We start from the raw sequence: 12,290 nt of genomic DNA, 5'->3' as shown, positions 1-12,290 counted from the left end.
ATCCTTTCAGCTTAGTAAGCTACATTTTATTTTTTCTCTTTAAAATACTAATAAATACGAATCCACCATATGTAACAAAGCATGAAAAGCCAATTATCCCTGGTACAGAGACACTGCCTACCCTTATGTAACTTATAACTGCAAAACAAGCGATAGACAATAAAATAGATGACCAAAATATAAGAGTTGTTTTTCTTAGTCCTTGTTTCGATGTATTTTCTTTCTCTTCAGAAACACGTGTGCCAAAAAGCAATACAATACAAATAAGGATCGCTGCAAAATAAATTGTATCTAATGACAAATTGTGATCATATAGTGCGATTCCAACTTCAAGAGCAATAATTGTTACAATTAAAATGATAATCGTTGAAGTTTTTAAGTTTCTCTTCAATTGTTCACCTCTAGCATGTTTTCAATATATTCTTTGTATATGTGGTTCAAAGCTGCTGCAAACTCTTCATCTACCTCTTTATTTTCACGTCGATTAGGTAAATCTTTTCCTCCAATAACATAAAGAAACGGGAATTCATTAAACATTCCTATTATACCAATATTTATTGTAGCTGTGGACAATCCACCCGTCATATGAGCTAAATGATATGAAGGTATTCCATCATATTCACCTTGTTGTCTTACTATCCCGTTTACAATTGGTTCCCATAATTCTGGTTCTGTTTTATACCCTTGAAAAATATGAACTAAAAGCGAAAGAACTTGATTTAACTCTCCAATATTTTTCTCGTCTTTAGGGTTTTCCTGGATATAAATCTTCGAAAAGTATGTTAAAACATATTCTCTGACAGTATTCCATCCTCCGCAATGCATTACAATTGACTGCGCAACATAACTGTCATGACAAGCTATCATCACTTCCACCGCTTTACTAAGTGTTAATGTAGTTCTTCCTTGTAAATGTGGATATAGCTGTGCACTATCTTCACCTGAATTAAACTTAATGTGATGAAGTATATCATTCCAAGAAACTTTTTTCTCCCTCACCATCTTTGCTAGTGCAAATCCAATTGCCACTTTAGCTGCTGATGCTAATGGAATATATAGTTCATCATTATATGAAGCAATTACACGTTCATTTTTTGTAGAATAAATAGCTACTCCTACATGACCAGATTGTATCTCTTTTATTTTTTGAATGACAGTTTCCATTTCCATTCCTCTTTTCACATCGTAATATCACCTTCTAATAATTCAATATAGAATATAAAATTCCTTTCTGTAAGATCATTTTTGCTATTACAATAAGAAAAAGGTAGCACGGATTATTCCTTGCTACCTAAAAATAAATTTCACGAAAAACTTCTATTCTTCTAAAGGATTTACAGGTCCATTAAGCTCCAATTGATAAAAGGCTAAATCTAGCCATTTATCAAATTTATAACCTGCTTTTTTTATTGTCCCTGCATGAACAAATCCATAGTTTTGATGCAAAGCAATACTTTTCTCGTTTTCCGCATCAATTCCAGCAATTAAGGTCATATATTCTCTTTCTTTTGCAATTTCGATTAATGTTTTCATTAAAGAAGTCCCAATCCCATTTTTTCTATATTCCTTATCAACATACACCGAATGCTCAATTGAATATTTATAAGCAGGCCAAGCTCTAAATGGTCCAAATGTCGCAAATCCTACTACTTTATTACCTAATTGGTATACGAAAATGGGATAACCGTCAGCCTTTTTTTGTTCATACCAATCTATTCTATTTTCAAGGGTCACAGGTTTATATGCATACACAGCCGTTGTATACAGTATCGCATCATTATAAATATCTAAAATAAAGGCTAAATCTTTTATCGTTGCTTCCCTTATCATTGTTTTCTTCCTTTCATAATCATTATCTTATTGGAATTTCTGATTCATTTTCACATACGAATACTTGCTTTTCGGAAACCATCAAATATATTTATTGCAGCAGATAATGTGTAAATGAAAATTCCACCGCCAATTAACCACGTTTTAAATTCCTCTGGGGAAGTAGTAAATGCATTTGCCAAATACGTAATGAATCCTTCGTTAAATAAATGAGGATTTACTACAATTACAATAAATATGATTGTTCCTACTACTTGAAGAATCGCATTTCCAATTGCTAATCTTTTCGTCCATTGTCCCTGTACTAACTTATAAAGAGATATAGCTACTTCGAAAACGATTATAACCAAAACGATTGGCCAGTATTGAAGTAAAACATCTTGATTAAACGTCGGCGCGACAAACTTCAGTCCATTTTCTGTACCATGATATACGCCTACAAGATGATTCGAATAAAAGTAAATTGTAGCCCATATTGCCGTCCACATTAACCCTCCAAAAACTTCAAACTTTGAAATCGCCTTTTTCTTCGGGATATACGAAACATTTTTCAAGTCATCTGGTGTCCATTTTTTTAAGCTTGTTGTTAATGGGTGTGGATCCTTTTCTTTATCAGTTCTTTCTAAAACAGCAAATACAAGTGTTAACCAGAAAAATACATGGAGACCCACCTCAAAAATTTCCCCAATACCTTTACCTATCAATTGTAAAATAACATTTAATACCGCTTGATCACCATTATAGCCTATAAAATTTTCTGCAACCATTGAAATGAGCGCAATAACAGCTGCAATTGGTATAATCATTTTTAATAGCGTCGTATATACATCAAAATAACGTGGTCCAATTAAATGCATTGGTCTATCCAAGTACCCATTAGCCAATGAAACTGGACTTCCCAATTTTTCGAGTACGCCCTTCACATCTTCCTCATTATAATCGTCTGGTAACATATCCTCTATTGTTGACCGTAGTTCAAGTGTAATATCTTCACGATTTTTTTCAGGTAATCTCTTCGCAACTTCATGGACGTACATATCAATCAAACTCATTTTCATCCTCCTCCTTTAATAAGTTATAAAGTTCTTTCGAATCCTTTACCCACTGCTTTTTCAATTGTAAAAATATCTCTGATCCATAATTACTTAAAACATAATACTTACGAGGTCTACTCTCCGTTTTATCCCAACTACTCGTCACTAACTCCTGCTTTTCTAATCGGCGAAGTAGTGGATATAAAGTACTTTGATCGATTACGATTCCTGATTTCTCTAATAGTTGGACAAGTGAATATCCATATTGCGGCGTTCTTAATTGGCTTAAAACCGCCAATGTTAAAGTCCCTCTTCTTAGCTCAGTAATTAATGAATTTAATAAAGCATCCATTTATTCACCTCATTTCCATTACTATATGTCATACAGTATATGTTTTATACTATGTATCGTACAGTATCATTGTGACAAAAACAATACTTATTTACAAAAAAAGGATAATAAAAAGCACAAATTATATAATTTGTGCTTTTCTAGCTAACTTAAATAGCTAAAACACTCTTAACTTTGTACCTCTGGTAATATAAACTCTCCTTTTTCTTTAGGAAATGAGCTAACCTCTACAATCGCCTCAACATTGATTACTCCGTATACATGCGGGTATTCTTGACCGTTTGAAGCAAGTTCATATTTAATTTCTGCTTTTACTAGTGATGGATCTATTGTAAGTAATAATACATCTTCTTCGTGAATGAAATGTTTTTCTGCAACTTTTAGGGTTTGGTCTAATAATGAACAATGAATAAACCCCTCATTCTTAAGAGAGGCTTCATTAATTTCTCCAGCTGCTTTTGCGATTTCCCAATTCCTTTTTGTTATTACTTTTGTAATCATACTCATTTTCCCCTTCTATCTTTCTATAGAAAAACAAGAGAATTTTCTGTGCCTTACTAGAAAATCCTCTTGTTTTTTATTTATTTTATCCTTTAATTAACGGAGACGCTTGCCCACTATAAAAAATCCATAAATCATGAAGTGATCTCGTACATCCGACGTATAGTAACTTCGCATCATGTTTTGTATTTGTGTAATGTTCATCATCCACATCGATTAATAATACAGCGTCAAATTCTAAACCTTTCGCTAAATAGACAGGTACTACAGAAATACCACCTTCATATTTACTTTGATCGGCTTCAATTACATTCACTTTTAATCCTGCGTTCGTTAATTTCTCATACATTTCACGGCATTCATCATCTGTTCTACCTATTACCGCAATTGTTTTCACATCTTCATTTTGCAGCTGTTGCAACGTTTTCACAATTTCAGTGAATTGATCTTCTGTACCAATTACTTTCACATCTTCACCACTACGGAAAACTGGTGTTGCAAGCCCCACAGGAATTTCTGCATTTTTAATTATTTCATTTGCAAATTCAATAATTTCTTTTGTAGAACGGTAACTTCTTGTTAATTCAAAGTAACCTGTTTCTTGGAATACGTCCTTAAAAGCACTCCAGTCTTCAATTCCTTGATAATCATAAATCGCTTGCGATAAATCACCTAATATAGTGAAAGAATTACCTAATGTAATTTCTTTTAATACATACACTTGGAAAGGCGAGAAATCTTGCGCTTCATCAATAACGACATGATGAAACTTCTGTCCGATTTCAATTCCTGTCGTGCGGTGATGTATGTAAATTAAAGCAGGCAAATCTTCTACATACACTTCTTTTTTACGACAACTCTTTTCTGTTTCTTGAACAAGTTCTTCAGGTAGTACGTCGAGTATTTCTTTACTTTTCAACATTGAACTGTATAGTGAAAGCGGGCTCATTTTTGGCCAAAAATTCATATAGGTATTCAATCTCTTTGTTGCTTCTTTTTTTAGTAACTTTTTCTCGTTTGTTTCTCCATACTTTTTAAGCTCAATTTCAATCCAGCGTTTCATACGGCCAACTAAACGTTCTCTTCTTTTCTTTAATGGATAATGTTTATATTCCACTTGCATCCATCTTTTAACGTCTTCCACTGGAATAATAGCTTTATCCCACGCCTCAAAATCTTTTGTTGGCACTAAATCATTTTCAAATTGAATCATTCTTTCTTCTATAAACGTCTTAAATTCCAGCGTTCCTTTTAATTTACCGAGCATTACCTTTTTTTCATCGCGATTAATTGAAAAAGCTTCTTTCAATTTTTCTTCTGTTTGCTTTAGTTTCACCGAACCCTCTAACGTACGTAACGCCCAATCTGGAAACGTTGTTTGACTAATATTTCCTACCCCTAATTCAGGAAGTACGCTAGAAATGTAATCTAAAAACAAACTGTTTGGAGCAAATACAATCATTCTCTCCGCTTCTAATTGTTCACGATATTCATAAATTAAAAAAGCAAGGCGATGTAAAGCGATTGTTGTCTTTCCGCTCCCTGCAACCCCTTGGATTAATAATGGTAAGTTTCTTTCTGCACGAATAATATCATTTTGTTCCGATTGTATAGTCGAAACGATATCTTTCAATTTATTATCTTTATTCTCACCTAATCGATATAGAAGAAAATCATCGGCATGCGATACATCTTCATTTCCTTTTACATATGTATCTACAACACGTTCAAGCTCTCTTTTTCGAATAGAAATGTTTCGTTTTAAATAAACATCGCCTTCTACCAACCCGTCTGGTGACTGATAAAATGCTAATTCATCACCACCGGTAAATGAATAAAACATACTTGCGACAGGTGCTCGCCAATCTATAACCATCGGTTTCATCGTATCTTTATCTGAAACACCTACTTTACCGATGTAAATCGGCATAACCTCTTCTTTGCCATCCTCCTGAAAGTCCAATCTTCCAAAGTACGGCTCTTGTACACCGATACGTAAGTTTTGTCTATTAGACTCCCTCATACTTTCAAGAATTTGCTCTTTAAAATCCTCCCCATAATAAACCGGGATTTTTTCAAGCTGTTCTAGTTGCTCATCCATCGTACATAAAATATCTTTCATTTTCTGTAATTCTTCTTCAAATATGTTACTCATTTGATGATTCCCTCCTGTCCGTTCCAATTTTTTCAGTCGAAATATAATTGTATTAAAAATCCATTCATAAAGTCAATAGTTAAAATGAGAATTTTCCGAAATAAAGAAAAGCATAAAAAATATACTTTTTCACTTAAGATATCCTAAAATAAAGTGAAATTTTAAGTCAGTCTAGTTATCCGAATCATTCCACTGACGACTCATTTCAAGGCCATAATCCATTTCATAAACTTCTTTTATAGCTTTCACTTTTTCAAGACTTTCATCGCTAAATACTGGTTTATTTTCAAATGAATGCAGAACGATTCTTTCCAGAAGAACACCCAGTGAAATATCATGATATTCTGCCATCGCTTTCAAAACTTTTACCATTCTTTTTTCCATCCTAATTCCAGTCTGTACACGTTCAACTTTCATTTTTATGTTTTTTTCATTTATTTGTTCAGTATTTTGTTTCATAATTACACACCCTCACCACATAATGTTATAATGTTACCTTTATAACAAAGTAACATTATAACACCGCTTTATATTTTGTCAATTTTATCTTTTTATTATTAATAAAACAAAAACAGATAATGAATTATTCCATTATCTGTTTTCCAATTTTTCATAGCTATTTTTATTTTATTTTTTGATGTACGAGCCAATCCCCAGAATCAATACTTTTCTTTAACATCTGTTTATCCTGAGCAATATACACATATGCATATATTTCCTTATCAGCAGTATACACTGTTTTCGTTATCCGATCATATAAATCAGTCTCTGCGTTACCCGTATATTCTTCAAGTTCATCTAATTTTTTCAAAATGGCATCATTTACTTCATAAACTTCCCCATATACCTTTTCTTCATGTGAACAAATCATCGCTGGATACCCTTCGTTTGTATCAAATAATTTTCCATATGCCCATGCTATGTCAACGATGCATGTCGCACCTTGCATATAATGGGCATTCGTTTGTCCTCTTCTTAACGTGCCGTACACGAAAACACGATGCATATATCCCTATCCCCTTTATATGTCTCTACTTTCTTATTTGTAAATAGGCACGAATCATAAAGTAACTCACTTCACCTGGAAGTTGTTCTTTAATCGACTTCAAACCGCCTTCTGCATTTTGTACAGCATTTTCAATTAGAGATTCATACTCTTTCGGAACGAAACTATTCCAGTCTACTTCCATACCATCTTCAAAAGAACGAATTAAGTGATTTTCAATCGTTTGTCTCGATAACCCACGCTCTTTCGCAATTTCATTTAGGTCAATACCTTGTTTATACATTTCATACGTTTCTAAATGGGAATTAGCTGAAGCTTTTCCTGGCTTCTTACGCTCTGAAACAACTTCTGTCTTAATTGTTTCCGCATAGTTTGGATTTTCCTCAATAAATTGTTGAACTGCTTGTAAAAAGTGAGAACCGTACTTCACAAGTTTGTGTTCTCCAATTCCTTTTACAGTTAGAAGTTCAGAGTCACTTTGCGGCATTTTTACACACATATCTTTTAACGTTTGATCAGAGAAAATTACAAACGGCGGCACACCTTCTCCTTGCGCAATTTCTTTACGAACTTCACGAAGCACTTCAAATAATGGATGGTCTTGGACAATTTGTCTTGTCTCTACTCGTTCTTTACGTAACACATTCTCTTTACCAAGTAATACTTCTTTCCCTTTTTCTGTGACCTTTAATGTCGGATAAGTGCCATGTTCGACTGCAATTAACTCGTCTGAAATTAAAAACTCAATAAACTCACTTACCTCTTTTACACTACGGTTTGATAAAAGACCGTAAGTTGGTAAAGTATGAAAATTAAATTCAATGACTTTCTTATTTTTTGATCCTGTTAAAACTTGTGCAATCATTTGCTTTCCGAATCTTTGGTTCGTTCTAATCATGCAAGATAACACCATCTGTGATTCTCTTGTCACATCGATGCTCTCACGATCGTCCGTACAATTACCACAGCGTCCACAATCTTCTTTCGGTTCTTCTCCAAAGTATTGCAAAATAAATGATTGTAAACATTGTTCGGTATGACAGTAATCGGTCATGTTTTGTAATTTTTCAAGTTCATTTGAAAAACGTGATTCTCCCGTTGATTGATCAATTAAAAAGCGTTGTACTTGCACATCTTGCGAAGAATATAACAATATACATGCACTATCTAATCCGTCACGACCAGCACGTCCTGCTTCTTGATAGTAACTTTCCATATTTTTTGGTAGCTGATAATGAATAACGTAACGAATATTCGATTTATCAATCCCCATACCGAATGCAGATGTTGCTACCATTACACTGACTTCATCTCGTAAAAAGAGTTCTTGCTGCTCATTTCGATCATGGTCACTCATACCAGCGTGATATTTTGACACCGAAACTCCGGCTTTCATTAAATCTTCATACAACTGATCGACTACTTTTCTAGTAGCTGCATATATAATCCCAGATTCCTTTTGATTTTGGCGAATGTAATCCGCTAAATACGTATTACGATCCTGTCCTTTAATAACTGAAAACGATAAGTTCTCACGCTCAAACGTTGTCATAATTGTATTTTCTTGATTAATTTCAAGCGTGTTACAAATATCCTCACGTACTTGTGGTGTTGCCGTTGCAGTTAATGCTAAAACAAGCGGCTTTTCTGGAAGGTAATCTAGTATACGATGTATATGTAAATAACTCGGGCGGAAATCATGACCCCACTGCGATATACAGTGTGCCTCATCAATCGCAATCATCGGGATTTTCATATCGATCAGTTGGTCAACAAACTCCATTGAATCAAGACGCTCAGGAGCAACATAAAGCAACTTGTAATGTCCTTGTTTTGCTAATTGAATTCGTTGATTTGCTTCTGTAATAGAAAGAGAACTATTAATATACGTAGCGGAAATACCATTTTGTACTAACGTATCTACTTGATCTTTCATAAGTGATATCAAAGGTGATATTACTAACGTCGTTCCTTCAAATACTAATGCGGGAATTTGATAACAAATTGATTTCCCACCACCCGTAGGCATAATACAAACTGTATCTTTCCCATCTAATACATTTTTAATTGTTTCATCTTGCCCTCTTCGGAATGACGAATAACCGAAGTAAGTCGCTAAAAGTTCTTGTGCTTTTGTAAACAAAAAAGATTCACCTGCTTTTCTTTATCTTTCATCTATCCCTATTATATCATCACTTATGTGACTTGAAAGTAATGAATACATGCTTATTCCTTTTCGTATTATATATTAATGAACATAGATGTTTAGTTACATTCTACGTCTCCTAACAGCTACGACGCATATTCAATATACAAAAAGAAAGAATTTCAATTTAAATATTCATTTTCTTCTCCTTCCTTGAATACTACTAATCGTATACGTATAAATTCAGGAGGTTACTATATGAAGCATCGTAATATTAGTTCCATCAAACATAAAACAGTAACGAATAAATTCCAATTCTCTAATAATGATGCGTGGAAATATGAATCATATTATAAATATCAGCCATTATTTTCGTATAGGAAGGTATGTAACTTTCTACTTCAACTTTTTAGACGATAATACATGTGCAAAAAATATATAATTCATATAAATTTTCTCAATATAAAACTTATAGACTTACTCCAATACAGTTGTTAACATATAGAATAATCTGTTGAATAAACCCCTTAAGTTGACCTGCTTACGTTAGCAGGTCTTTTTAATAATCACATATTTCGGTACACCTTAGTCTCGCATACAAATCTTTTCTACATTTTATAAACATAATCTAATCGCAACAAATGATAATAATCGAAAAAATTTTAAATATAAATTCTTTACGTCTAATTATGTAATTCTTTTTTTCTCAATACACAAAACTATTTTTACTTGTTACTATAAAGGTACTCTAGATGAGTTTTTACTCATCAACATTATCTAGTGAAAGGGGGTTGCCGCGGGAAGCAGCTCCTTTTCACTTTATTAAAGTGTTACGTCATTCATTTGGACGGATTTACCAGGTTTTTTCAAAAAAATTTTATGGTATTATTACGTAGTCGAGTCCGACATCTCGGCAATACCCTTTTGAGGCTCTGCAACTTCCCTTGCAGAGCCTCTTTTACTTCATATTCAATTAATCCGCATATACCACAAATCCACTTTCAACCTTCCGCTTATGTAATTTTCGAAAAAAATCTAGGACACGTAACTAAAAAATAAATTTCATCATACTTTGAGATATACATGTTCAAAGGAGTGTTACTACTTATGTATACCTATTGGCAATCATATTACTCCCCCTATCATAACCCTTATGTAAACTTTGATGTATCCGTACGTAATTACCGAATTAGTAAAAATGAGAACTTTTTAAAAGGTTATATGCGTTCATTATGGGAACAACATGTCGCTTGGACGAGATTAGCGATTATAAGTATTGTCTTTAATTTACCAGATGTTAGCGTTTCAGTTGGACGGCTTCTACAAAACGCAACACACATGGGACTATCCCTTGAACCATTCTATGGTGAGGATGCAGTAAAAAAATATAGTGCATTAATTAAAGATCATTTAGTAATCGCCGCTGATCTTGTTAAAGCTGCAAAAGCTGGTGATCAAAATGCCGCTGCCGCGATAGAGAAAAAATGGTACGCTAACGGGGACGAGATTGTTGCGTTTCTTTCTGGCATCAACCCATATATAGAAAAAGAGGAATTTAGAAAAATGTTCTATGAACATTTAGCACTAACGAAAGCAGAAGCACTTTCCTTCTTAAATAAAGATTATGAAGCAGGAGTAAAACTGTACGATAAAATTGAAAAAGAAGCATTAGAAATGGCAGACATGATAACAAACGCAATCGTAAAACAATTCCCGCAAGTATTTCAATAATAATAAGCCGATTTGAAAAAACAAATCGGCTTATTACGTTTTCTATTCATGATATTTCACATAGACTCTTTACATTTAGCTTATATCGATATATTTTATTAATATCCGTTTTTTATAGGAGGACATAGTTTGATTAACGCCATTGGTCTCGTATTTATTCTCACAAATAAGCACGAGAAAAAAAAGAAAGTTTATTTGAATGAAAAATTCGCATTAATAGACATTATTGATTCTAAGGAAGTATTTGATGATGAAGGCAACCCATTAGTAGAACTAACGTGTAAATACAGTATATATTTAGATGAAAAATATTATTGTAAATCCCTCGATGATTATACGGGACAAGTATTCCCCTTCTTAAGCGCAAAAATAGGAAAAGGCCTTCTTAGAAACTTAAATTATTATTTTTCTTACGTTGATGCATATGATAAAAAGCCTCCTGTGAAAGAAATAAGGCCACTTATGAAACAAGTAACTAACAGATAGCAGAAAATATTCAAAAAAGAAAGCATCTCATACTGGATGCTTTCTTTTTTGAATCAAGAACCCGTTCGTTCCCTTTCATCCTCTTCTAAATATATGTGTCCAGGCATACTTTAAATAAAAAAACATTGGAGGATTAGACTGAATGAAATACTCAGAAACAATTGTAAGCAAACGGCTCCGCAAACTTAGAACAGCAAGTATATTTTTGATAATCATTTTAATCACCTGGATAGGATATACAAAATTCCTTTATACAAGTGGTTTTCTTCTCGAAAAGAAAAACTCCGCCGAAGTAATAAATACGAACGGTACTGGGGAAATCGAAAAAAATTTTAATATAAATTTACAAGGGTTTCGTAAAACAAATCTCGATACCCTTATAGATACAAGTAAGACTGATCCAAGTAATCTATCATTAATCGAACTAATTAATACGTCTTGTTCACGAGATTGCATAGGTGAACCATTAACATATGTGAAATCGAATAATGGTTATATCTTTTATCAAGAATCTAACGGATCTTATGTATCTATAAAAATTAAAAAGAAAGATTCATGGGAAATTGAAAAAAAATCAGTTCAAAATGGAATATAAACTAATAAAAAAAGAGTACTTTGCGTACTCTTTTTTACTAGTATCCTTCATGTTTACAATGGCATTTCGGTTTCTCTTTATGCTTACACTCTTCACAATCACACTTCGGTTTCTCTTTACACTTACACTCTTCACAATCACACTTCGGTTTCTCCTTGCAACTACACTTTTCACAATTGCATTTCGGTTTCTCTTTGCAACTGCATGTATGACAATTCCTGCATTGACATCCTCCAAACATTAAACCATCCCAAAATGAACGTCTACAATGACAATGATTCCCCATGAATATACTTCCTCCTAAATAGAATTCATTATATTCTATGTTTAAAATAATAGAAGGGCTTGTGTACTTGTCTAGTTTTAAGATTTAGAGAACATATATCATCTTTAATGAACACTACCATTTTTTGGGTTTTCCACAAAACAATTACTTATAATCTATTATTTTATA

The 12,290-nt window shown here is 33.2% G+C and carries 14 protein-coding genes; 4 read left to right on the top strand and 10 right to left on the bottom strand.

Annotated features, from left to right (window positions below; genetic code table 11):
- Nucleotides 1-19: 19 nt before the first annotated feature.
- From BAQ48_RS16775 to recQ, 10 genes are all read right to left on the bottom strand, one after another.
- Nucleotides 20-391 (bottom strand): hypothetical protein, encoded by a 372-nt coding sequence (locus BAQ48_RS16775; protein WP_071711985.1) that lies wholly within the window; start codon nt 389-391, stop codon nt 20-22.
- Nucleotides 388-1,164, bottom strand: a complete 777-nt coding sequence (locus BAQ48_RS16770) for a serine hydrolase (RefSeq protein WP_071711984.1) — start codon at nt 1,162-1,164, stop codon at nt 388-390. Before BAQ48_RS16770 ends, BAQ48_RS16775 begins: the two co-directional genes overlap by 4 nt.
- 153 nt (nt 1,165-1,317) lie before the next feature.
- Complete coding sequence (locus BAQ48_RS16765; protein WP_071711983.1) at nt 1,318-1,830, bottom strand: GNAT family N-acetyltransferase; 513 nt, start codon at nt 1,828-1,830, stop codon at nt 1,318-1,320.
- A 50-nt stretch (nt 1,831-1,880) separates the two neighbouring features.
- Nucleotides 1,881-2,882: an HAAS signaling domain-containing protein gene (locus tag BAQ48_RS16760; RefSeq protein WP_071711982.1), complete on the bottom strand. Its 1,002-nt coding sequence runs from the start codon at nt 2,880-2,882 to the stop codon at nt 1,881-1,883.
- Nucleotides 2,869-3,216: a PadR family transcriptional regulator gene (locus tag BAQ48_RS16755; protein ID WP_071711981.1), complete on the bottom strand. Its 348-nt coding sequence runs from the start codon at nt 3,214-3,216 to the stop codon at nt 2,869-2,871. Before BAQ48_RS16755 ends, BAQ48_RS16760 begins: the two co-directional genes overlap by 14 nt.
- A gap of 168 nt (nt 3,217-3,384) precedes the next feature.
- Nucleotides 3,385-3,717, bottom strand: coding sequence for a DUF952 domain-containing protein (locus tag BAQ48_RS16750; protein WP_071711980.1), 333 nt, complete (start codon nt 3,715-3,717; stop codon nt 3,385-3,387).
- A gap of 85 nt (nt 3,718-3,802) precedes the next feature.
- Nucleotides 3,803-5,872 carry a HelD family protein gene (locus BAQ48_RS16745; protein WP_071711979.1) on the bottom strand — a complete coding sequence of 690 codons (2,070 nt, stop codon included), beginning with the start codon at nt 5,870-5,872 and terminating at the stop codon, nt 3,803-3,805.
- A 171-nt stretch (nt 5,873-6,043) separates the two neighbouring features.
- Nucleotides 6,044-6,331: a hypothetical protein gene (locus tag BAQ48_RS16740; protein ID WP_000812679.1), complete on the bottom strand. Its 288-nt coding sequence runs from the start codon at nt 6,329-6,331 to the stop codon at nt 6,044-6,046.
- Between the two features lie 163 nt (nt 6,332-6,494).
- Nucleotides 6,495-6,878, bottom strand: coding sequence for a gamma-glutamylcyclotransferase family protein (locus BAQ48_RS16735; RefSeq protein ID WP_071711978.1), 384 nt, complete (start codon nt 6,876-6,878; stop codon nt 6,495-6,497).
- Between the two features lie 25 nt (nt 6,879-6,903).
- Nucleotides 6,904-9,021, bottom strand: a complete 2,118-nt coding sequence (gene recQ, locus BAQ48_RS16730) for a DNA helicase RecQ (protein ID WP_071711977.1) — start codon at nt 9,019-9,021, stop codon at nt 6,904-6,906.
- 261 nt (nt 9,022-9,282) lie between these two features.
- Here recQ and BAQ48_RS27980 point away from each other — a divergent pair, with 261 nt between their 5' ends.
- The 4 genes from BAQ48_RS27980 to BAQ48_RS16715 all read left to right on the top strand — a co-directional run bounded on the left by BAQ48_RS27980 (nt 9,283) and on the right by BAQ48_RS16715 (nt 11,836).
- Nucleotides 9,283-9,444 carry a hypothetical protein gene (locus BAQ48_RS27980; protein WP_165613802.1) on the top strand — a complete coding sequence of 54 codons (162 nt, stop codon included), beginning with the start codon at nt 9,283-9,285 and terminating at the stop codon, nt 9,442-9,444.
- A 687-nt stretch (nt 9,445-10,131) separates the two neighbouring features.
- Nucleotides 10,132-10,755, top strand: a complete 624-nt coding sequence (locus BAQ48_RS16725) for an acetylglutamate kinase (protein WP_071711976.1) — start codon at nt 10,132-10,134, stop codon at nt 10,753-10,755.
- Between the two features lie 129 nt (nt 10,756-10,884).
- Nucleotides 10,885-11,241 (top strand): hypothetical protein, encoded by a 357-nt coding sequence (locus BAQ48_RS16720; RefSeq protein ID WP_000606231.1) that lies wholly within the window; start codon nt 10,885-10,887, stop codon nt 11,239-11,241.
- 142 nt (nt 11,242-11,383) lie between these two features.
- Nucleotides 11,384-11,836, top strand: coding sequence for a hypothetical protein (locus BAQ48_RS16715; protein ID WP_071711975.1), 453 nt, complete (start codon nt 11,384-11,386; stop codon nt 11,834-11,836).
- Nucleotides 11,837-12,290: the final 454 nt, after the last annotated feature.

Source organism: Bacillus luti, assembly GCF_001884105.1.
Lineage (GTDB): Bacteria > Bacillota > Bacilli > Bacillales > Bacillaceae_G > Bacillus_A > Bacillus_A luti.
This window is presented reverse-complemented; position numbering and strand designations above follow the sequence as displayed.